Here is a 19,847-nt window from a genome sequence, read left to right as displayed (position 1 = left end):
CCTCAGTTGCGGCTCTTCCTTCCCTTCACAAAGAGAGCATTAAGGGTCTGGGCTTTTCCTCCAAGCGCTTTTGCAATAGGCGCTTTGGTACCAGTACCACCGCCAAATAGCCGTCCGCTCCACCAAAGACAAAACTTCGAAGGGAAGAAAACTGCGTCCGGCCTGCTATGCCCAGCTCTTCACAGAACCGGGTCCCGTCAAAAAGCCCCTGCCCGGTCGCGATGAAAACTAGGTTGTCTTCAAATTCAAGATCTAAGCGCTGTATTTTCATGCTTCACCTCCCTTTTGGACTGTAGCTGTCAGATCTTTCACATACGGGTTCACTCCCGGCACATGAGTGAGCACCTGTCCGGTCTTGATTTCGATGTCTTCAAGAGCCATCTTTCCGGCATAGGGCCGCATTATCTCGGCCAGATCCCTGCGGAACTCTTCGCTACACCGAAAAATTTTCTCTTCCGCCCGTCGGTTTATCTCGAAAACGAGGTGGACTCCCCCGCACGGCGTGGAGCAGGCGTAGCGAAGGTTTTCGAGAAGCCCGATCCCTCTAAACCAGGCCCCGACTCTCGCCGCAAATTCCCTGAGCGACGGAAGCTCGACCACGCCCGGCGTGTCCATGTCCACCAGCACGAACTTCGGACGACCCCTTTCCCGTACTGACCGGTGAACCGTCGTGATCCACTCCTTGTCCAGGTGCTGAAGAAAAGCGAGGTCCGAGGAGGAAAGCTTTTCCTTCCCCGTTGAGGCCGCCCTGACGAAGAAGTCCGAAAGCTCCTTAAACAGCAATGAAGCTCCCTTGAAGAGGCTCCGCGGTTCGAAGGTGATAAGCAGGGAAATTCCGTCCGGAAAAACGGTGGAAAGTGCTTCGACCGGCCACTCGCGGTCCCTTATGCGCCTGGTTTTGAACATGAGGCCCTCAAGAGATGCCCTGGTTTTGTCCGCAAACCGGGATCGCTCGCCCGCAAGGACCAGACGGTCGAGACAGATCTCTTTTCCACTAAAGAGGCGGCGAAAGACCTGCTCGTGTTCGGGGTGACGGCGGATGAGCCACTTGCGGCGGAGAAGGACCGCAAGGACGAACCCCTCATCCAGATGGTATTCGGGAAGACGCTTTTCGAAGAAGGCGGCTAGTACCGTCGCATCCTTGAGGATGGGCGTGATTTCGCCTTTCCCGTCCGCAAGGATTTCGAAGGCCGCGGAGTCGGATTCGTTCACGATGAGGGTGTAGGCGGGTGTGGTCATGATTCTCCTCCTAGCTCGGACTCCTTAATGCTCAGAACCTCAAAGTTCCAAAGCCCCCATACATCGACTTCGCCCCGATCGTTCACCAGCTTTACGCCTAGGACGGCGGTCCTAGCGTGCTCGGAACAGAAAGCCGCAGCGCTTTTGACGAAATGCCACCCTTTAGGACACCAGAGACCGTATTCACCCTCGTAGCTTTTGGCTACGGTTAACTCATCTGGAAAACCAGCATCGTCGAGGCACCGAACTACAACCCGAATGGGAGCAAGAGTTTTCGCGAACTTTTTCTCCAGCGTCCAACATGTTATGATTTGTACATCACTTAGGGCCTGGACCAGAGCGACCTTCGCTTGCTCGTAGTTGAAGTGCACGCCGACAAGGTGCCCGTCCGCCACCGTCAGCCAGACTGGGGCTTCACCGGGACAGTAGCTCCCATCTTCCATTCGCTTCATGCAATATATCCGATCAGGGAAGAGGGCGATCATCTCACGAGTCCATGGATCAAGGGCGTCGCCCACCCGAAATCTGCGCAACTCGCAGTTAAACCACTTGGTCTGGAGGATGCGTTCGGGTCGTCCGCACCGCGGGCACACCCAAGGATCGGGAAGCACGATCTCGTCGAACATGCCCATGATCATCCTCCTTGTTCTTCACTCCTCTTTCAATTATCAGGATAACAAACACTAAGACCTGAACCGTGATCTATTAAGTTTGGCCGTCACATTGCGGCCCTTTTTCCGCAAAATCTCCACCTCGCCGTACTCCGCCAGCACCTCAAGCGCCCGGGCAAAAGCTCCGTAACAGCCGCTCATCACCATGCCGGTTTTCTCCGCCTCGGACTCCGCCGGAGCGAGCACCTGGTCCATCACCTCCTTCAGGACCTCCACCAGCCGGACCTCATCGGCGTCCCTGGGATCGAGCTTCCCGTTTGCTCGAATCACCCCATACGCCGCAAGCGCCGAAGCCGAAAGCTCATTCCTAGAGACCAGCTTGACCTCGCGGATCTCAAAAAGTCCTGCGCCCATGGTGAGCGGATAGCCCACCCCTGTCGGAAGCAGGTCCACGGTCCGCGGGCCGTTTTCGGCAAGAACGGTGCAGAGTTCACACACAGCGAGATTGTCCGTGACCACCCGCGCGGGGATCGGCGGCTCGACATCCCGCAGGTGGTCGCGGATCTCCTGTCGGGTCTTCAGCAACAGCTCCGCCGCGGCCTCGGCCTCGTGAAGCCCGAAAAGGGCCCCGAACCGCTCGCAAAGGAGCCGGTCCCCGAACCACGCCTCCATGCCCCAGCCGTAGGCAAGGTGGCGGGTAGCCGGGATGAGGGAAAGGCGGAGATCAAGCACGATTGTCTTCCTCCCGAAACCGTCTCAGCGTCGGCGCCACAATAAAACCGTCCGAGGTTTTCACGAGCAGGCCCTCCTCTTGAACAGCATGGGGGCAGTCATCCCTGCGGCAGGTCAGGTGACCTCCTCCCCTCACTAAAGTGAGGGGCTTCCTGTTTCAACGAGGGAGCTTACACCGTGCGCAAAACACGGTGCAGAGGCTTCCCTCTCCCCAGGCTTAACTTCCCCGCGGTCCACGGGTAGGGCAGACTTTAGGCGGTCTGCCAGCGCCTTATCCCTTTGTGCTAACTTCTTCAGTCCAAGTTCCAAAATATTCCACGCACTGTTTAAATCCCTATCAATTTTTAGTCCGCATTTGGGACACTCAAAAACTCTTTGACTCAAATCAAGTCTTTGCTTAAATCCGCATCTTGAACATCTTTGTGTTGTAGGCTCATATCTATCTACAAATTCCACAGGGATAAGGGTCGCAAGGCATCTCAGCCTTGCAGTTATTCCCCCTACCCCCGTGTTCTGAACCTGCCCACCAAACATTCCCGCATGCCAACTCTTTACATCGTCATTTTGAACCGCTATGAGCGGAAATCTTTTTAGGTAGCTTATAACCTTGCTTTGAATATCTCTCCTCTTGTTTCTGATATGTTCCCACTCCTTCTGGATTAACCTTTTAACTTTCAGGTAGTTTTTACTTCCTTTCTTTTTCCTTGCCAATATCTTCTGAAGTCTTTTTAGCCTCTCTGTTTCAGGAATATACCACCTAATCTTTTCTCCCGTTGTCAGTATCAGCTGGTCTTTAATACCTAAATCTATCCCTACAGGAATGGAAAATTGCTCTTTTTTGATTTCCTTTAAAACTTCCTCCTTCCAAAGATAGCAAACTACATACAGATAATATCCCGATGGTTTTTTGATAAGATAGGCGTTAGCTATTTCCGCATTTTCAGGTATTTGATGGAGTCCTAAAACTCTAAACTTCTTTTTAATGCCTTGGACTTTTACTCTGTTTCTCTTAAAGTCTATTTTGTAGGTTATGCCGTATTGCTTCAGAGGTATGCTCCTAAAGTCTGATTTGAAATTTAGTTTTCCGACTTTTAAACCTTTTTCTTTGACTTTTTCAAGAGCGTTTAGATTATTTCTGACTCTTTCAATAATTCCTTGCTTAATTTGAGAACCCAAGGTTTTAAGTTTTCTTTTTTCAAAGCCGTTCGGAGTTTTGATTTCAACTTCTTTGAGCTTTTCGGACTTATTATTTAGGCGGTTTTCAATGTCGGCGATGACGTAGTTGTAGAACCATTTGGCTTCCAAAAAAAGTCTTTCTAAGGTTCGCAGGTCGGATTTAGAAATGTTTTGGAGTTTAAGTTGAAATACTTTGGGAATTTGGAACTTTCTTTTTTCTTTTGTCTGCTTGAGAGCTTGTTTAATCTTTTCGGATTTGGTCATAGTTCCAAAACCCCGTATATTTATTTTAAACCCTCAGACGCCATTCATCTCCATATCACAGATACGGGGCTTTCTGGCGTAGTTTTCTGTAAAAACAGCCGTCGAGAAAATAGCCGCCGATGATCAGGTCGCCGCAGTCCCGACAGGGCCGCGCTTCGCTTGGGATCATGATGTACAAACCCATAGCACCTCCTCGGTGTTTACTGAGATAGACTTAAAATCCGACAAAGTGTCACTCATGGTGCTCCTCTTTTCTAGTGTTCGATAAGTGCTTTTAAAACCTTCGCCATTTGCGGAATCACGACTTCAACATCCTTCAGGGTGAGATCCTCGAACTTGCGTTTCCCGAAGGTGATTGGCACAAGTCGCGAGCCGGTCGAAACCTCTTCCCATAGCTCCGTTTTGCCGGGGCGCAGGAACCAGCGGGAGTACCCAACCTGCGCCCATTCGTCATCGCGATAAACTTCCGTATCTACTGCCTCGGGAAGCGGAAGCAAAATTCCGTGTTTGTCTTCCTCCACTTCCCAGTCCGACACCTCGGCCCAGAACTCGATCCATTGCTCATCGGAGAATCCGGCATTTGCCGAGGCTTCCGCCCAAAACCGAAGCAAAGATTCGAAGGTGCTATGGAGCGCTTTTCGGTATGTATTTCTCGCTTGTTCCAGAGCGCGGAGTTGAGTCTGTATTTGCTCCTTCATTTCACGCCTCCTGATCCAAGGGTATTATTTCCATGCGTATCAAACATCTGCGTTTGACACCCGGCCGGGACAGCGCTTCTTCTGTCACTTCGGTGTCCCCCGTGAGAAGGAACCCGGCTGGAGAGTCGGGACGGCACAGCGCAAGCGGTATGCCGTTTTCGGAAAAAAGCACATCCCCCATGAACACGCGGTTTTGCGTGGTGAAACTGTCCGGAAGATCGGTTCCCAGAGGACGCCTCGCGCCCGATATGCCGCATTCGACCTCATCGCCCTTCTTAGTGAACCGCACACGGGCGGATCGGCAATTCGCAAGGCATAGGATGGGAGTCCTGAGACCGCCATCCGCGGGGCAATGTATGGTTGCTTTGTCCGAATGGCCGAAAAACTCGACTTCCGTGACCGGACCGCCGCAGGCGGAGCGTCCTTCGCATTCCCGACATCCGATCTCCGCCTCGGCCTGAGACTTCCAGACGGCGCATACGCCTCCCTCATCGGGATTCTCAGGGCAGAACCAGAGACAGGTTTTCATCTCACGCCTCCTTAAAGTGCATTGACCAAAAACTTCCACACGATCTCGTGTGCTGTCTCCTTGAGAACATCCATGCTCTTCGGCAGGGAGTAGAACACCCGACACTTCCCGGCCGTTTTCAGGGCCTGTTTCTCGCTTTCGTGATCATCCCCGTCGAACTGAACCGGACAGGCCACGCCCACCGTGAGAAACTCTAGCTTTTCACACAGGGCCAGTTCGTTCTCCATGCGTCCGTCTTCAATGAGGACGAAGTGATCACCGTCCATGGCTGCAAGTGCCTGTTCTTCCAGGTGCTCGACCCAGAAGTTTGGATCGCGCCGCCGCACCACATCCGTCCCCACCCATTGCATGAGCCAGCGCCAGGTGGCAGGGACCTTGCCAGATACCCGATGCTCAAGCTCGGCCCGCTCGCCCTCGTCGAGCTCGGGAAGACCCGCCGCAACGAGGAAAGTGTTCAGCCGCTCCACGGCGACGGGCGAAAGGCGTATCACCTCGGCTTTCTTGAGTTCCTCATCCGAGAGAGGACGGAACGAACTCGCGATGAGTTCCCGGCAGAGGTCCTTGAGCGCGCCGGCGAAGGCGAGCCGGACGGTGTTGCGACCGCCGAGGTCCCACAGCTCCCACTCCACCATGGAGGCCAGAGTGGACTTACCGGAATGCTTGTGGCCGAAAAAGGCGACGCCGGGAAACCTCGGTTTCATCACAACCTCCTTTTCGTTATTCGGTGGTTACTTGGGATAAACTTTTAGAAAACGGTTTTTTGTAATGTTCAAAAAACTTTAGCCAAAGGTCAACAAAGTCTTCGCGAGCGTGTTCTTTTTTAATCTCTTTTTGTTCTACAAACTCTTGCCAAGCTTTAATAAACAAGTCTAACTCAGAAATGTCCTTTTCAGCAATTTTAGCTATTAGGATACCAATAATTTCATTTCTGCTTTTCTTTTGCCAATTAGGAATTTTTAGATTTAATGATTTTTCAGCTAGTTTTACTATACTTTCATTTGTTGGAAATTTATTTTTATTTATTAGTACGCTAGGTAGGGTTCCTATTAACTCAGTTTTTTTATCTACTCTTTTATAAGATTTTGTTTTTTCTGTTTGCTCAAGTAAACTGAATAATTCCTTCTTTACATCTTCTAAAGCTGTCTTATTGACGCATATTAAGTTCATGTTTTCTCTGGAAGTGCGAGCAAACGACTCTAAAAAGTCTAGCACTATATATATTATTTCTTTTGCCTCTTTTCTCATGTTATATCCTCCCTCGCCTTAAAAGCTCCTCTGTAATCTGAACAATTTGTTCTTTTAACTTTTCCCTGCTCTCTCTATACCCTCCCCGCAATGCCCACACCAACCCCTGAAAACCCTTGAGCACCAATCCCTTCCGGGGTTGCCTTGATTTTATGTTTCGTAAAGCTTTTCCCTTATATGCGCCTGTGGGCATAGATCAGGTCCAAATAGGGAGTTTTGCTCAGAAGGTCCAGAAGTTCCCGTATTTCTTCTCGGGTTGGCTCCCAACCCGTTGCTACGCGGGAAAAGGAGGCGGTCCCGTATTTAAGAAAGTGCTCCACGAACTTGTTTATGCTGAGTTCAGGTTTGACATATCGGTACCAGTGGACCAGAAGGAGGCGGGTTATCTTTTCCGGGTGATAAAAAACATTATGGTGGATCTTCTGGAGATGTTTCAGAGTAGCAAGCGTTCCAGAGACGGTGGTTGTAAATTCTGCTGAGGGCAGTTTCTGAACTGCTTCCTCAAACTCCGGGCCGGGGAAAACAACTTGGCCGTACGGAGAGGGCCTGAAGCTGAAAAGACCGTCCTTTGTGACCTGAGCAATGTAAGACAAATGGCCGATGAAGTCGTCCGGGGAGGACAGGAGCTTCCTGTAACTTTCATAGTTGTGCTCAAAGAGGTGGAAGTAAATCACCGGGACAAATCCTCCCCACAGGGGAATTATTCCGTAGTATTTCTTTGTGACTTCTAGGCAGGCCATGCAGCAGATCAAGAGGGTTCTAAGCGGCATTTTGGATCCTACAGGCATAGTCTTCTCCTTTTGGATGTTTTTTGGTAACCCTGAAGCACCTCCGTTCAATCGGATTTGTTCGGATAGACCTCGATGAGCCGCCGAAACAGCTCATCTTCGAAGACGGCCAGAGATTTCTCATCCGTCGGCGGTGCGAGCTCCTGCGCAAGCCGCATCATCCACCGGTTGTCCTCTTCGCCGTCCGGCCCCCAGATCCTGCGGTATTCGCCCTTTTTAAGCCCCATCTCCTGCCGGAACCGGTTGAGGACATTTTTCCCGAAGTAGAGTTTCGCTAGATCTTCGAAGGACAATCCGACGAGTCCGGTGAGCCGGGCTAGGTCCTGAACGACACCGTTTGCCGAACAGAAAAAGGTTTTTGCGATGAGTATCTCAACGGCCTCAAGCACCCGCTCTGCGCTTTCCGCATTCTCGGAAACGCAGGGATCGTCGAGATGACGCTCGATTTCCGGAGTGAGCCGGAACGCCCACTCGGCCACGGTGTAGGTTTTCCGCAGGTACTCGGAGTCGTGCCGCTCCTGAAGCGCCCATGAGATCCAGAAGTGCCAGATGTCCACCACTTCGAGCCGCGCATTGTCCCGGTCCGGTTCTCCCTTCGCCCACCACTTCCAGGGAAGGCTGTCGATCAGCTCCGCACACTCTTGCCGGATCGCCCGCGGCCAGGGGAAACCCCTTTTCTCCCATTCCGGATCGATCCGGCGGTTGAGCTCGGCCTGGCGCTCGAACATCAGTTTCAGGATCGAGGCGATCTCAGACATTGACGCCCTCCTTGTTTTCTTCGCCGACTATCGAGAGATACACATCGATTACTTTTTTGTCTGGATGAGGATCCAGAAAGTCAAAAAGATCATTTTTACTTCTGGCATTCAGCCTAGAAAGGACCTCCTGACTGATTATTTCTTTGCCTTCCTCGAACATAGTTTTGAGGACAGCGGCTCGAGCCGCTTCAAGCAGAGATTTCAAACTGTGTGTCCCTGTTCGATCCGCTAATTCCGTTGCCGTGTTGTAAAACAAGGAAACACCGGCATGGAATCCCTCCAGATACATGTCCATTACTCTATCGGCCAGATTTACAACCAGCGGGTGAAGTTCGGGTTCTCCAGTTTTGTCATTCATTTTTTCTTCTTGCAATAAATTAGGTTATATCCATTCCTGAGACTTCAGTTTTTTATCAATTTCTTCTAACTCCTTTTTAGGTATTTTCCAGTTGTATAACTTAAGCTTGTTTTTAATTTTATTTATGTCATGTATGTTTTCCATTTTCTTTAACCACAAGATTTTGCTAAGATTTGCTAATCTTTGCAGATTTTTTAAATACTTTTTATTGTTTTTTTCAAAGCTTTCTAAAAATTTTTGAAAATTTGCCGTTTTTTGAATGATCAATTTGGAAAGCTCTTCAGGAATGTTGTTCTTTATTTTATAAAGACGTGCCCCCCACGATGTATCATCGGCTTCTATGAGCCCGTATAGCTTTATTAAATCTGCTACTTCTGAGACTTTTGAACTATATGGACCGTACAAATAGGCTCTATAAGTTTCTAAAATTTCACGATCATTTTCTGACAAAAACCACAGAAAAAGCAACTTTTGTAAAGAAGTAGTCCAAATTTCATAATTTTTTTCTCGAGCCCAAAGGAGGAGACTAAGGATATAAACAGCTATTTTAATTTCTTCTTGACTTTTGAAGCCCATTTAAACCCTCCAACCTAATAATATTGTTTAACTAAAGGAGGAATAACAAAGTTTCACGGAACCGCGTGGAAGCCTGCAACAAGGCGCACCGAATTCAAACCTTTCATTTTTTCTCTCCTCTCAATAAAAATGCTTTTCCAAAATTTCTCTGGTTCTCCTTTCACACATTGCGGGATCAAACACGGGCACCCTTTCTCCTCTTTCCCATGCTTCGCGTGCCTCTTTCGGGCTGGCGTATTCCTCGGTCCGGTACCGACAGTCGGTAACGACATAGAGCCACCGGGGGCTTAAGTGAGGACCTCTGTCTATAGGTATTATGACTGGACGATCAAGCATGGCTTACCTCCTATAAGCAAAATGTGTAGGATAGAGGTGGTGGGGAGGAGGCCAGTAGGTCATCATGGCATAGGACCAGAGAGCCCCTCAAGGAGTGCACCACCAGCCTCTCCCAACCACCCATGAGTTGCTTGGGGCAAAGAGCCCCTATGAACTGAGAGGTTGTAGACCAGAGGCCGACTCCACCCACCGACCTCCTCCCCAACACCCACAAATTATTGGAGTGAATGAACTATGTACCAGAGTCCAGTTACGATCAGGGCTGGAATACCGAGAATACAGGTCAATAACAGGTAGGCATTTCTTGGCTTTGCTAACACATACCAATAAGGACTGGCGGTTCCGAAAACTGTTAGCGCTGTCATAGTTCCAATGAGAACCAGGAAACCGTAGAGTAAGATGAGTGCAGGAAGGAAGAAGGCCTAGGTCATACTTGACCTCCTTTCTCTCGGTCTTTTTTGTCATTCCTTTTTGTGCTTTTGACTCCTTCGGTTTCCCAGCCACCCTAGGGGTTCCTCCGCGCCGATAACAACCTGACCGCCTCCTCCGCCACCCTCAGATGCATGCGTTTTATCCGCTCGAACTGCTCGGATTCGTTCAGCCCGGGCACATGCTTGCGCCAGGCGAACTCTCCGCACAGGTCGTCGAGGTACTCGATCAGATACCCGGCGCGATCCCGCGGAATGGCTCCTCCCTCGGCGAGCTGTCCCAGAGCGATCAAAAACTCCAGGTGCAGATACCGCTGGGGTTCTTCGCGGAAACATCCCCACCCGAAGTACTCCACCAGAGGCGAAAGCGCCCGGAGCAGGTGTTCGCCTCGTTTCTGCCAGTATGGGGTCTCACCACTAATTCGATTACCGATTTGCATGGTCCTTCCCCCCTTAGCAATAGTCTCTCATGGCCTTCGCCCGCCAGGGACAGCCGGAGCACTCCGGTTCGAAACCTTGGCGGAACCCCCGCCTCTCTTTTCGATTCCGAGAACGACGAAGCAGGCGCAACTCGGACGCAATGGCACCCATAAGCGCTGAAATGAGAAAGAAAGCGAAAACGAAACCGCTTAAAACGAAGGTTTCACTCATGCCACGCCTCTCGCTCGATGCGACACCTGCCGCAGATGCGCCCTCTGGTGGATGGTTTTCCGCATCTGCGGCAAACCATTCCGCTGGCGATGAGAAGTTCTGCTACGCCTGACGGGCCGAGATCGTGTTTTCGGCAGAGCTCCTTGCAGACATCACAAATCTCATCCCTAGTCGGATTCCCACACACGCGACAGAAGTGCAAACGGAATCTGGACTGCTTTCTTGCCACAGTTTGATGTGTGGTCCGGTTTCCATAGCCACAGCGAAGGCGCTTGGGAAGGTGTCCGTATCGTTTCAGGTGTTCCAGTGCTTCCGAGGACAGCGATGTAAGCGACACTCGCAAAGGACCACCATAGCTCTTGCACACCCGCACATAGTCGCCCGTCTTGGCTCGGTATATGCGACACACGGCTGGCCCTCCCTCAATCCTGATACCCGTCGTCCTCCTCGATCCGCTCTATTCCCAACTTTTTCATTTCTTCCAGAGATTGCTCGATTACCACCGGCTCCACCGGCCCTCGACCTGCTTCAAGTATCCTAAGTATCTTGGTAACCTCCTCCGGTTTGAACCTGCGCTCACGGTCAAATATGAGGCGTATGTTACGGTTGGTGAAAAGACTTTTGGCCACTTCCTCAAAAACTTTTTTGAGCCTTAGAGCTTCAATTTCCTCAGGAAAAAGACCGGGGTCAGCACTCACGCACATGACGCACCTCCTTTATTTTTTTGAGTCCTTTCTCAGTCCATATACCCATCATCCTCCTCGATCCGCTCGATACGCCACTCCCTGAGCCCCTCCCGGATCGCGCGCTTCTCCTCCTCTCGGTGGTAGCTTCCCTTCCCTTTCCGCGGACGGTGAACTCCGCCGCGGGGAATGAGAGGTAATCGATAGCCTTCGATGTGCTTATCCCTGTTCATCATTGCCCTCCTTTGCTTTGCACACCTCTCTCTTCACCCTCTTAAAGGCCTCAATCCGGCCCTTAAGTCGTCCCTTGGGTACCATGGTAAGGACCTTCTAAATCCTCTCCCTTGGTTCCAGACAAAACTTTGAAGATAGTGGCTGGAGGAATAATTCGTCCTTTTGTGTCCATGTAAAGGTATGTATGCTCTACAGACAGATGGCAGGAAACAAGCTGCTCTGGGTCCTGATTTTTTAGTTCAGCAAGGGCCTGAAAAACGCTTGCGCTACTAAAACATTCCTTGCGCAGTTCGACGGTGTCAGAACTTCCGAAAATTCCCGTGTTCAGGAGATATTTAATCGCGAGCCGTTCGGCAAGTATTCGTTTGTTCGCGATGATAATCTTTCCGTCTACAGAGAGGATCCTCCATTGTCCTTTCTCTACTGTTTTGACGAACAGGCAGTCTTCTATGTAATGCCATTGTCCTTTGTCGTCGAGAAGGAGAACATTGGAAAATCCATCAATACGCATTTTTACGAATTTTGGACGAAGCCTTGTAAACGCTTCACCACAGTATATCGCTTGCGATTTTTTAGCGAGCTTTTTAATTCTTTCTGCAAAGGTGCTGAATATTTTTGGGTAAATTGCGCGGTAGGAATTTGCTAGCTTTTCTTCTTCTATCCCATGAATGATTCCCCATCCGGATAGGATTGCCAGAAAGATAATTCCAGTAGCGGTGAATATGTTTTTGATTTTCTGGTTAAGCATGACTTTCCTCCCGTTTTCATGAATTGGGAAAGCTCTCTGGAAGAATGCAAAATTAACCACTTCTCTAGCTTTGCTCATTGTGATCCTCCTTTGTCTTACAGATTTCTTTTTTCACTCTCTTGAAGGCCTCAATTCGGCCTTTAAGTCGTTCCTTGATCATCTTTCCTTCTACTGTCAACTCTGGCGGAAGCTCCTCGCACATCTTGCTGATCTCCCTAAGCTGGCTTTCCGTCTCAGCGATCATTCGATCCACCGAAGCGCAAATCCTTTCCATTCGCGACCTCCCTAGTATTGTAGTGAGGGTCTTCTGAAGAAAAAACCGACTCGCAATTGTCGATTCTGGAATAGAACTTTCCATCTCTAGTCAGCAATTTGGGAACAAGGACCTTGCAACTTCCTATGAATGGAAAGTCGGATTTCAAGCAGGGAATGGTTTCTCTTACATACACTATTTGAAAGTCTTTGGAAGTAAAGAACCGCCCTTCACACTTTAGTCCAAGAAAGGATTTCGTTTTGCGATCCTTCTCAATGGTAACCGCAATCTTTCTCTGTTGCGCTACGCCCTCATTAATGTCGCGTATGAGCCAAGCCAAGAACCCCCCGAAGGCACAAACGATGAATAAAGCGGCCACCAAATAGTCAAAGCTTCTGACAAACCATTTCTTTATCATATTCTCCTTCCTCCTTATGAGGATTTTCGCTCGGTTTGTTCACCCTTTTTAAGCGCCTCGCCCCGCGGACAATGTCCGCCCGGCGCAAGCGACTCCGTACCACTGCTTTCGGTGTTGGCGAAACAGGCAGTATATATGTCCAATCGCCTCAACTCCGGGTTTCTTGCGAATGTCCACCTTTTTCCGAAAAACCTATCCGCCACACACACCACGAGCACCCGCTCCACACCCGACTCACCCAGCATGCACCGGGCCTCCCACACGGCCCGACGGGCACCGGGGAGATCGTGGAAGCCCCTAGTCCATAGGCGCATGGTTCCCTCTTTCTCGATCAAAGCGAGACCGAAAACGCGCGAGCGCAAAAAGACGAGCAGTATGCCAGAAATTGCCGCGAGACTGATTACATCCGTCACCCCCATGAGGAAGTTCAGAAACAGAGGCAACTGGTCAGGGTGTCTGAGTTTTAAAGAAATGAATGCGAAACCGGACCACGGGATGCTCAAAAGAAATGCCCGCATGTACCAGCGGGGTAGAAGCACTAGGTGTTTGGCAAGGAATGCTCTGAAGGAATCGAACCAATGCCCGCGCTTGTAAAGTTCATACGCCTGATTCATTCCGGTGACCCAGAAAGCGGCCGGAAAAACGATCGCTTGGCACATTAGGAATTCCTTGATTGTCTGAATCATGGGTCCTCCCTAGATACTGAAGGACTTGCTTTCATTTAAAGACTACCCATTGGACACCCGCGCCCAAACACGGCGAATCCGTTGTCGCTCAAGGCATTTGAGGGTTGTCAGTTAACTGTTGCCCGTTTGTGCGGAGGTTCACAACAGTTGCAATTTTACGCACAGTAGGTTATATTAGTGGCCGACATGGACCGGATATTATTGACTGCACAAGAAGTTAAAGAACTCTACGGTTTGCATCGGAATACGCTTCTGAACTGGGAAAAGCAGGGTCTGTTAAAACCTTTCAAGACGCCTGGAGGGAGACGCAGGTATCGCAAGGAAGACATTGAACGCCTGCTGGGGATGTTTGGAGATCAGATCAATCCGGAGCCTCCGAAAGTGATTCTTTATGCCCGTGTTTCCACCCGCAAGCAGGAAGAATATTTGAAGAACCAAATCGAGCGACTGAAAAAGTATGCGGAGGAAAGAGGCTGGCGATACGAGGTGATTTCGGAAATAGCCAGCGGGGTCAATGAGAACCGGCGCGGTCTTCAGAAACTGCTCAATCGGGTCAAGAACGGCAGGGTGGAGAAGGTGGTGGTGGAGTATCCGGACCGTCTGGCCCGGTTCGGGTTCAATTATTTGAAGGCCTTTTTTGAGAGCCACGGGGTGGAGTTAATCGTGATAAACGGCGAAGACCATGAAGAGGATCGGATGAGGGAGCTTGCGGAGGACCTTATAGCCATAGTGACTTCATTTGCGGCTCGTGTTTATGGCGCCCGTGGAGGGAAGAGAAAGTGATTACTCTTCAATGTCGGCTGAGCTTTGAATCTAAGAGCGATCAGGAGAAAGTTCTGGATCTCATGCGCCGATGGTCGGCCTGCATGCGGTATGGTTATCAGAGACTCATAGAAGGCCGGACTCGAAACGAGCTTAAGCGGGACCTTCCTTCTCTTTTTGGATTGAACACCCGGTATGCGGACGACGCCATTTTGAAGGCGAGAGAGATATTTTCCGCAAGAAAGGAAGCGGGGCGAAGTGTTCGGAAGGTGGTTTTCGGAGGACGGAAACTTTTCGAGCAGTTAAAGAGGAAACATCTTAACGGAAGGGATCGGGAGAGATTGAAGCGAAGATGGCGGGAGGCGAGGCAGGGTCATCTCTATTCCAGAGGAGACCGGTCAAAGCACGGCAATCTCAATCTGCGTTTTGTCTGGAGGGAAGGCACTCTTTATCTTCGGATCAATGTGGGTGAGCGGGAGTATGTATATGCCCATGTGCACCGGAAGGTGCAGGTGGGCCGAAGGGATCGGGACAAATGGACGGCTTTTGTGCACGACCTGATTCAGGCCGAGCTTTCCGGCAGATGGTTCCCTTACTCCGTGGAACTCAAACTCAAAGACGGAAGGCTTTACGCTCTGGTGTCCTTTGAGGAGAAGCGGCCCGAAGTGGAGATCACCAAGAGTTGGGGGGTAATCGGTCTCGATGTGAATGCCAGTCCGTTTCATCTGGCCTGGGCGGAGGTGAAAGAGGATGGGAATCCGGTGGATTCGGGGCGGATGGATCTGTCACACCTGATCGGGGTTTCCGGTGGAAAGAAGGATCTTTTGCTCTGGGAAACGGCTCATCGAGTGGTGGAAATGGCCCGGAAGAGAAGGCGGGCGATAGTGATGGAGAATCTTAAGAAGCTTCCCAAGGGTTGCCGGGGAGACGGAGCGGGCAAGCTCAGGAGGAGGCTTCATCAATTCGTTTATCGGAAATTGCTTGAGCGGATAGAGGTGTTGGCGCGAAGAAATGGAATTGAGGTAAGAAAAGTTCCTGCGGCTTGGAGTTCAGTGGTGGGGGCTTTGAAGTATGCCCCGCAATATGGGCTTGATAGGGACCGGGCGGCGGCGCTGGTGATAGGAAGGCGAGGGCTGGGCTTATGGGACGGAATTCCCCGTAATTACCGGAGGTTGCTTTCGGACAGGGAGTTTTTGGAGTATGGGATTTTGCGGTGGCGGGAGAAGCGGAAGGCTCTTAACGAGGAATTGGAGCGGGAATCGAATTCGTGGAAGCGGAATCGGATTCGGAGGGAGATCAAACGAGCAAGCAGGGAGATAAAGGTGCTTCAAAGGCACCTTGAGAGTTTAAAAGACCCGGGGAGCGATCCGGTCTTCCCGCAGGGGACCGCTCGAGGGAAGAAGTCTCCGAGGGGCCGGGCCGGAGCCCGGCAAAAGGGCTGGAGAGTTCTCCGGGTGGCGGTCGTCGTCCCTCTCCTGGGGAAGCCCTTCGTGAGGGACTTCTCACCCTTGAGGCGGATTTTGGTCTCAGGGGCAGGGACGAGGGCGACGGGACCGCCAGCTCCCGTACCTGGTGCGGGGGCGGCCGCACAATTCACTAATGTGCGGTTTGGTTAACCAGGTGTAGTGCGGGTTGAGCCTATCGATAAGGTTTTAGCAAAATCTTATCGATAAGGATTTTCTTAACTGTTTCCGATAGGCCGAGACCTAGCAAATCCGGACCGGGATTATCTCGGAGCAGGTGTCGGTCCCGTGGCGATAGCGGGAGCAGGTCTGGATCGCCGCGATCGCGAGGGTGCATGTTCGGGAGCACTCGCGACATTGCGAAGAAGGTTCTGAATGCGGTTCCAAACGGGGATCAGATGGGCAAATGCCCGAGGGATCTGCTTTTCACGCTGACCTGCATTCCGGTCTGCGATGTCCAAAGACTCCGGTTTCGGAAAGTGCAAACGCCCGCGTCCGAAATCCGCAACATAGGAATGTTCTTCATTGCGTATAACAGGCGATTCGGGAGTTTCGACCGATCTGGAAACCGGTTCGGGCTTTTCCGCAAGGACACCAGCGCCGGCCTTGCGAATGGTTTGCCATGCTCCGCGGCCTTTCGCAAAAGCGGGTAACGCCATTTTGTACTTTCCCACATGGAGCATTTCCACTCCGGCCCGCACCATGTTTTGCACAATCATTCGCACCAGCGCATTCGGATCGGTCTCACTAAGCCCCTGCACCATTGTTTCCGCCGCCGTGTGCGCCAGCGGCTTCAGAGAGGAACGGTCATGCACGGGTTTGCTCGCTTTGGACGGTTTGGTAATGTCTTCCACTTCCGCAAGCAAAACTCGATCACGCTCCCTCTCCTCCTCAAGCTCAACCACCAGCCTCTCCGCGAGCGCCCGCGCTCGCTCCTGGGAGAGGTGCATCGCCACCATTCGGGCGTCCTGAGCCAGCCCCGGCCGCTTCTCTTTTACCCGACGATCCACTTTGACCTCGGCCATTGTTCGAACACCCCCTTTCTCTCTTACCTCAAGCGGTCCCAGCCGCCACTTCAAACCCGCCCGATGCGGAAAGCACCTCAGCCACTTCCTGCGGCACTTCCACCGTCAGCAACATGAGCAAAGCCGCCAGCAATTCCCGACGGTTCTCGCGGTCAAACCGCTCGAGCTCGCGCTGGATTGCCTCGCTCTCCCGGATGGCCTGTCTTAACACCTCCACCACGAAATTTTCGTAAAAGGCCGCCTCTGCAAGCACATCGTTTCCCCGTCGGACCTCCGCATTCCTTTCCGTCACCGTCTCGGTCATCGTCCACACCCCCTTTTCCCGAAATTGACACACACTTTGCTTCCCTAAAAATAACCCTTCGCTCGGCGGTCATTTTGTCTTTGCTCACGACGAAACACGCCAGAACCGGTTACGGAAGGAGCGCAACAAATGGCCGGCAAGACCATTTCCGACCTCTGGCCCGTTCTGGCCGTGGTGCGGGACCACATTGTTCTGAGGGACCTCTCCGTCGTGGGCGTGCTCCGCCTCTACCCTCCTCCCTCGAACAGTCGCGCCGAAGCGGAACCCGCCTGCGCCGAACGCATTGTGCGCCTTGAACGGTCCCTAGAGGCACCCTGCCGCGGAGGATGTCTTTCCTTCGTTTCCGTCACCATGTTCGGCGGAGAAAGAGAACTTGCCGAGCGCTTTCTCTCCCTCCAGAACAAAGCGAACCCTCTCGCCGAGGAAAAGATCCGCTTGCTTTCGGCTCGCACCGTAACCCGACACTTCTATGCGGCGATTGCTTTCTCCCCCGAAAGCGGAAACGGAGCAAACGGCTACCGCAAGGCTCTTGCTCGCCTGAAGCGCACCATCCCCACCCTTCGGGAAATCTTCGAAAAAACCGGGTTTGAAACAAAGCCTCTGGACTTTGAAGATCTCATCTCCTTCCTCTACGAACAGTACAACCTCTCGCCTTTTCCAACGACTCTGCCGGATCGCCTGCGAAGGTTCTCCAAAGCTCTTTTTTTCGGCGATGTCGAGCTCATCGACCTCCTTTTTCGGGGAGACATTGCGCTTTCCGAAGAGGGCGTGCTGAGATGCGGACCCCTCAGGTGGAAAGCATGGTCGCTTGCGGCTTTCCCCTCCGAGGAAGTAAGTGCGGCCCTCTTTCACGACCTTTTCGCGGAGTTGCCCGTTCCGGGACGCGCCGTTGTGCACCTGGTTTTCCCCCCGTCCCAATACGAGGCTCGGCGCAAACTCGGCAACCTGCGGCGCTACGCGCAGGTTGCCAATGTGCTCGGCGTCGGATTCGCCCGCGACCAGAACTCCGCCAAGGAAAGAGCCATCGACGAACTCCTTTCCGAAATCCTTGCCGAGGACGGCCGCCTCATTGAAACGGCTTATCATGTGTTCACCGCCGCCAAAACTTCCGAAACTCTGCGGCGCAGAGCCGAAGCCGTTTTCACCGCTCACATCGAAAGAGGACTCCTCCTCGAGGAGGAGAACCGCGCCGCCGCAAACGCCTTTCTGGTCTGGAGCTTTCCCGGAGCCGCTCGCCGCGTCAGGGCTCGGAGGTTGCATGCACGCGCCGCTGTGGCTCTTGCCCTTGCCCCCATGTCGGGTCCCTTCAGGGGAGACCGTCGCGCACCGCATGTGCTTTTCGAAACCCGGTGGCGTACCCAGGCGGCTTACTCTCCCATCTCCGAATCCCTTTCCCGCTGGGGCGTCGTCGTCATCGCTCCTTCCGGCAAGGGAAAGTCCTTTCTGGTGCAAAACCTCCTCTTTCACCTTCGCTTTCTCAAGGATCCTCCCGGAATCGGTGCGGTGGACTTGGCCACCCGTCCGAGCTACGAAGCGGGAGCCGAGCTCTTCGGGGGCATACACATCTCCATCTCCGAAGACGCCGGCGGGCTCAATCCCCTCGAGTTCGCTTTCCCCCTTCCGAAGCCGCCCGAGCGTCACCTCGGATTCCTCACCGAGGTTTTTTTCCCCGCCGTGCTCGAGGGAGCCACCGCGGAGGACCTCTTCCTCCTGAGGAAAGGACTCCGCCTGACCTACGAACGCTTTCTCTCCACCGAGGGCACACCCCGCACTTTTGAGGAAATCCCGCCCGAACGCTTCGACCTCCCGGCGGAGGTCTTCAACGGGACCCGCACCTGGCTCGAAGCGCGTCTCGCGGCCCTCAAGCGCTATGCGGAAACCCGCGACGACTACTGGCTCGGGGTGGCCTACCTCGCGCACTCCCTCTGCGTTCCGACGCTCTCCGACCTTCTGCGGACACTTTCCACTTCGGCGGAACTCGCCGGCACCCCCGAGGATCGCGAAACCCTCCGACGGATAAGGCGTATGCTCGAAATTCTCATCTCCGGTCCCGCGGGACGGCTTTTCGACGCGCCGACCGTGGTGAGTCTCCCCCAGGGAATGCAACTGCGCGGCACCGACTTCGTCGTCTTTCACCTCGGGCGCCTCGCCGGCAACCCCTCCCTCATCAGGGCGACTTTCCCCGTGGCACACCGCTTTCTCCGCGAAATGCTGGTGGTTCACCCCGAAGACGAAGAAATTCTCTCCCGCATTTACGACCGGGAGACCCTTCTCCGCCGCAAGAGCCGCAAAAAGGTGCTGGTGGTGGACGAGTGCCATCACCTGCGCGGCCACCAACCCCTCTGGCGCCTCATCGAAATAGACTACAAGCAGGGCCGCGCCCTGGGGCTCGCCCCCATCACCATCTCGCAGGACATCGAAGACTTCAGCGCCCGGGTGCTCAACAACGCCTCCATGCGGATCGTGCTCTCCCACACCGGCGTCCACGGCGAAATGACCGAGGCTGGACGCAATGTGGCCCGAACGCTTGGCTTCTCCGAGGACACCTTTGAGATCTTTAAAAGCCTCCGCACCGCACCCGGACGCTACTCGGAATTCCTTCTCCTCTCCGAGGACCTGGGCAACGCCGTCCTCAAGCTGGAACCCACTCCTTCGGAGCGCTACCTTTGCACCACTCGCGAGCGCGAAGCCGAAGTCCGTAACGCCGCGGTAAAAACCCTGGCGGAAAAGGGTTTCGGCCGGCACGAAGCGATTTTTCGAACGGTGGCCGCCATGAGCGAACTCTACCCCGAAGGGTTGCCCGATGTCCCTCCGAGCGAGATCGTCGATACGATTGTGCGCCGGGCGCTATCTTCCTGGAAACGATGAGGAATGGGGAGAAG

The 19,847-nt window shown here is 52.7% G+C and carries 25 protein-coding genes; 3 read left to right on the top strand and 22 right to left on the bottom strand.

The window, feature by feature from the left end:
* Positions 1-25: 25 nt before the first annotated feature.
* The 20 genes from K3767_RS11240 to K3767_RS11145 all read right to left on the bottom strand — a co-directional run bounded on the left by K3767_RS11240 (position 26) and on the right by K3767_RS11145 (position 13,039).
* Entirely contained in the window at positions 26-271 is a 246-nt protein-coding gene (locus tag K3767_RS11240; RefSeq protein ID WP_221173688.1) for a hypothetical protein, read from the bottom strand.
* Positions 268-1,239: a hypothetical protein gene (locus tag K3767_RS11235; RefSeq protein ID WP_221173687.1), complete on the bottom strand. Its 972-nt coding sequence runs from the start codon at positions 1,237-1,239 to the stop codon at positions 268-270. The genes K3767_RS11240 and K3767_RS11235 overlap by 4 nt, the downstream gene beginning before the upstream one ends.
* Positions 1,236-1,871, bottom strand: a complete 636-nt coding sequence (locus tag K3767_RS11230; RefSeq protein ID WP_221173686.1) for a hypothetical protein — start codon at positions 1,869-1,871, stop codon at positions 1,236-1,238. The genes K3767_RS11235 and K3767_RS11230 overlap by 4 nt, the downstream gene beginning before the upstream one ends.
* Positions 1,872-1,922: 51 nt before the next feature.
* A complete protein-coding gene (locus K3767_RS11225; protein ID WP_221173685.1) occupies positions 1,923-2,582 on the bottom strand; it encodes a hypothetical protein in 660 nt (219 codons plus the stop codon).
* A gap of 135 nt (positions 2,583-2,717) precedes the next feature.
* Positions 2,718-4,022 carry an RNA-guided endonuclease TnpB family protein gene (locus K3767_RS11220; protein ID WP_221173684.1) on the bottom strand — a complete coding sequence of 435 codons (1,305 nt, stop codon included), beginning with the start codon at positions 4,020-4,022 and terminating at the stop codon, positions 2,718-2,720.
* Between the two features lie 254 nt (positions 4,023-4,276).
* A complete protein-coding gene (locus K3767_RS11215; RefSeq protein ID WP_221173683.1) occupies positions 4,277-4,720 on the bottom strand; it encodes a hypothetical protein in 444 nt (147 codons plus the stop codon).
* Between the two features lies 1 nt (position 4,721).
* Positions 4,722-5,249, bottom strand: coding sequence for a hypothetical protein (locus K3767_RS11210; RefSeq protein ID WP_221173682.1), 528 nt, complete (start codon positions 5,247-5,249; stop codon positions 4,722-4,724).
* 11 nt (positions 5,250-5,260) lie between these two features.
* Positions 5,261-5,950, bottom strand: a complete 690-nt coding sequence (locus tag K3767_RS11205) for a hypothetical protein (RefSeq protein ID WP_221173681.1) — start codon at positions 5,948-5,950, stop codon at positions 5,261-5,263.
* A gap of 16 nt (positions 5,951-5,966) precedes the next feature.
* Positions 5,967-6,494, bottom strand: coding sequence for a hypothetical protein (locus K3767_RS11200; RefSeq protein WP_221173680.1), 528 nt, complete (start codon positions 6,492-6,494; stop codon positions 5,967-5,969).
* Positions 6,495-6,667: 173 nt separating this feature from the next.
* Entirely contained in the window at positions 6,668-7,282 is a 615-nt protein-coding gene (locus K3767_RS11195) for a hypothetical protein (protein ID WP_221173679.1), read from the bottom strand.
* Positions 7,283-7,329: 47 nt separating this feature from the next.
* The gene (locus K3767_RS11190) at positions 7,330-8,040 is read right to left on the bottom strand and encodes a dUTP diphosphatase (protein WP_221173678.1); all 711 of its coding nucleotides are present in this window, start codon (positions 8,038-8,040) and stop codon (positions 7,330-7,332) included.
* On the bottom strand, positions 8,033-8,398 hold the full coding sequence (locus tag K3767_RS11185; RefSeq protein WP_221173677.1) for a hypothetical protein: 366 nt from the start codon (positions 8,396-8,398) through the stop codon (positions 8,033-8,035). Before K3767_RS11185 ends, K3767_RS11190 begins: the two co-directional genes overlap by 8 nt.
* Positions 8,399-8,422: 24 nt before the next feature.
* Entirely contained in the window at positions 8,423-8,974 is a 552-nt protein-coding gene (locus K3767_RS11180) for a hypothetical protein (protein WP_221173676.1), read from the bottom strand.
* Between the two features lie 841 nt (positions 8,975-9,815).
* Positions 9,816-10,178, bottom strand: coding sequence for a hypothetical protein (locus tag K3767_RS11175; protein ID WP_221173675.1), 363 nt, complete (start codon positions 10,176-10,178; stop codon positions 9,816-9,818).
* 203 nt (positions 10,179-10,381) lie between these two features.
* Positions 10,382-10,798 carry a hypothetical protein gene (locus K3767_RS11170; RefSeq protein ID WP_221173674.1) on the bottom strand — a complete coding sequence of 139 codons (417 nt, stop codon included), beginning with the start codon at positions 10,796-10,798 and terminating at the stop codon, positions 10,382-10,384.
* Positions 10,799-10,811: 13 nt separating this feature from the next.
* Positions 10,812-11,093, bottom strand: coding sequence for a hypothetical protein (locus K3767_RS11165; protein WP_221173673.1), 282 nt, complete (start codon positions 11,091-11,093; stop codon positions 10,812-10,814).
* A 32-nt stretch (positions 11,094-11,125) separates the two neighbouring features.
* Positions 11,126-11,305, bottom strand: coding sequence for a hypothetical protein (locus tag K3767_RS11160; RefSeq protein WP_221173672.1), 180 nt, complete (start codon positions 11,303-11,305; stop codon positions 11,126-11,128).
* Between the two features lie 62 nt (positions 11,306-11,367).
* Positions 11,368-12,132 (bottom strand): hypothetical protein, encoded by a 765-nt coding sequence (locus tag K3767_RS11155; protein WP_221173671.1) that lies wholly within the window; start codon positions 12,130-12,132, stop codon positions 11,368-11,370.
* The gene (locus tag K3767_RS11150) at positions 12,119-12,328 is read right to left on the bottom strand and encodes a hypothetical protein (protein ID WP_221173670.1); all 210 of its coding nucleotides are present in this window, start codon (positions 12,326-12,328) and stop codon (positions 12,119-12,121) included. The genes K3767_RS11155 and K3767_RS11150 overlap by 14 nt, the downstream gene beginning before the upstream one ends.
* A gap of 411 nt (positions 12,329-12,739) precedes the next feature.
* Positions 12,740-13,039, bottom strand: coding sequence for a hypothetical protein (locus tag K3767_RS11145; protein WP_221173669.1), 300 nt, complete (start codon positions 13,037-13,039; stop codon positions 12,740-12,742).
* Positions 13,040-13,606: 567 nt separating this feature from the next.
* On the opposite strand from K3767_RS11145, the gene K3767_RS11140 reads away from it, so the two are divergent.
* Together K3767_RS11140 and K3767_RS11135 are read left to right on the top strand one after the other, a co-directional pair.
* Entirely contained in the window at positions 13,607-14,194 is a 588-nt protein-coding gene (locus K3767_RS11140; RefSeq protein ID WP_221173779.1) for an IS607 family transposase, read from the top strand.
* Complete coding sequence (locus K3767_RS11135) at positions 14,191-15,789, top strand: IS200/IS605 family accessory protein TnpB-related protein (protein WP_221173668.1); 1,599 nt, start codon at positions 14,191-14,193, stop codon at positions 15,787-15,789. The genes K3767_RS11140 and K3767_RS11135 overlap by 4 nt, the downstream gene beginning before the upstream one ends.
* A 110-nt stretch (positions 15,790-15,899) precedes the next feature.
* Here K3767_RS11135 and K3767_RS11130 read toward each other — a convergent pair whose 3' ends face one another.
* Positions 15,900-16,661, bottom strand: coding sequence for a hypothetical protein (locus tag K3767_RS11130; protein WP_221173667.1), 762 nt, complete (start codon positions 16,659-16,661; stop codon positions 15,900-15,902).
* 28 nt (positions 16,662-16,689) lie between these two features.
* Positions 16,690-16,965 (bottom strand): hypothetical protein, encoded by a 276-nt coding sequence (locus tag K3767_RS11125; RefSeq protein WP_221173666.1) that lies wholly within the window; start codon positions 16,963-16,965, stop codon positions 16,690-16,692.
* A gap of 129 nt (positions 16,966-17,094) precedes the next feature.
* Between K3767_RS11125 and K3767_RS11120 the strand changes: the two genes are divergently transcribed.
* Positions 17,095-19,833: a hypothetical protein gene (locus K3767_RS11120; RefSeq protein WP_221173665.1), complete on the top strand. Its 2,739-nt coding sequence runs from the start codon at positions 17,095-17,097 to the stop codon at positions 19,831-19,833.
* The last annotated feature ends 14 nt before the right edge of the window (positions 19,834-19,847 follow it).

This window comes from Thermosulfurimonas sp. F29, assembly GCF_019688735.1.
Taxonomy (GTDB): Bacteria; Desulfobacterota; Thermodesulfobacteria; order Thermodesulfobacteriales; family Thermodesulfobacteriaceae; genus Thermosulfurimonas_A.
Note: the sequence above shows the minus strand (reverse complement) of the source record. Positions and strands in the feature narration are given on the sequence as shown.

Excerpts from the sequence above, each read along its gene's own strand:
- K3767_RS11165 (WP_221173673.1), bottom strand. The coding sequence starts at position 11,093 with ATGTGCGTGAGTGCTGACCCCGGTCTTTTTCCTGAGGAAATTGAAGCT.
- K3767_RS11130 (WP_221173667.1), bottom strand. The coding sequence starts at position 16,661 with ATGGCCGAGGTCAAAGTGGATCGTCGGGTAAAAGAGAAGCGGCCGGGG.
- K3767_RS11200 (WP_221173680.1), bottom strand. The coding sequence starts at position 6,494 with ATGAGAAAAGAGGCAAAAGAAATAATATATATAGTGCTAGACTTTTTA.
- K3767_RS11195 (WP_221173679.1), bottom strand. The coding sequence starts at position 7,282 with ATGCCTGTAGGATCCAAAATGCCGCTTAGAACCCTCTTGATCTGCTGC.
- K3767_RS11145 (WP_221173669.1), bottom strand. The coding sequence starts at position 13,039 with ATGCGCCTATGGACTAGGGGCTTCCACGATCTCCCCGGTGCCCGTCGG.
- K3767_RS11210 (WP_221173682.1), bottom strand. The coding sequence starts at position 5,249 with ATGAAAACCTGTCTCTGGTTCTGCCCTGAGAATCCCGATGAGGGAGGC.
- K3767_RS11160 (WP_221173672.1), bottom strand. The coding sequence starts at position 11,305 with ATGAACAGGGATAAGCACATCGAAGGCTATCGATTACCTCTCATTCCC.
- K3767_RS11155 (WP_221173671.1), bottom strand. The coding sequence starts at position 12,132 with ATGAGCAAAGCTAGAGAAGTGGTTAATTTTGCATTCTTCCAGAGAGCT.
- K3767_RS11185 (WP_221173677.1), bottom strand. The coding sequence starts at position 8,398 with ATGAATGACAAAACTGGAGAACCCGAACTTCACCCGCTGGTTGTAAAT.
- K3767_RS11175 (WP_221173675.1), bottom strand. The coding sequence starts at position 10,178 with ATGCAAATCGGTAATCGAATTAGTGGTGAGACCCCATACTGGCAGAAA.
- K3767_RS11230 (WP_221173686.1), bottom strand. The coding sequence starts at position 1,871 with ATGGGCATGTTCGACGAGATCGTGCTTCCCGATCCTTGGGTGTGCCCG.
- K3767_RS11190 (WP_221173678.1), bottom strand. The coding sequence starts at position 8,040 with ATGTCTGAGATCGCCTCGATCCTGAAACTGATGTTCGAGCGCCAGGCC.
- K3767_RS11205 (WP_221173681.1), bottom strand. The coding sequence starts at position 5,950 with ATGAAACCGAGGTTTCCCGGCGTCGCCTTTTTCGGCCACAAGCATTCC.
- K3767_RS11125 (WP_221173666.1), bottom strand. The coding sequence starts at position 16,965 with ATGACCGAGACGGTGACGGAAAGGAATGCGGAGGTCCGACGGGGAAAC.
- K3767_RS11215 (WP_221173683.1), bottom strand. The coding sequence starts at position 4,720 with ATGAAGGAGCAAATACAGACTCAACTCCGCGCTCTGGAACAAGCGAGA.
- K3767_RS11120 (WP_221173665.1), top strand. The coding sequence starts at position 17,095 with ATGGCCGGCAAGACCATTTCCGACCTCTGGCCCGTTCTGGCCGTGGTG.
- K3767_RS11235 (WP_221173687.1), bottom strand. The coding sequence starts at position 1,239 with ATGACCACACCCGCCTACACCCTCATCGTGAACGAATCCGACTCCGCG.
- K3767_RS11180 (WP_221173676.1), bottom strand. The coding sequence starts at position 8,974 with ATGGGCTTCAAAAGTCAAGAAGAAATTAAAATAGCTGTTTATATCCTT.
- K3767_RS11240 (WP_221173688.1), bottom strand. The coding sequence starts at position 271 with ATGAAAATACAGCGCTTAGATCTTGAATTTGAAGACAACCTAGTTTTC.
- K3767_RS11150 (WP_221173670.1), bottom strand. The coding sequence starts at position 12,328 with ATGGAAAGGATTTGCGCTTCGGTGGATCGAATGATCGCTGAGACGGAA.
- K3767_RS11220 (WP_221173684.1), bottom strand. The coding sequence starts at position 4,022 with ATGACCAAATCCGAAAAGATTAAACAAGCTCTCAAGCAGACAAAAGAA.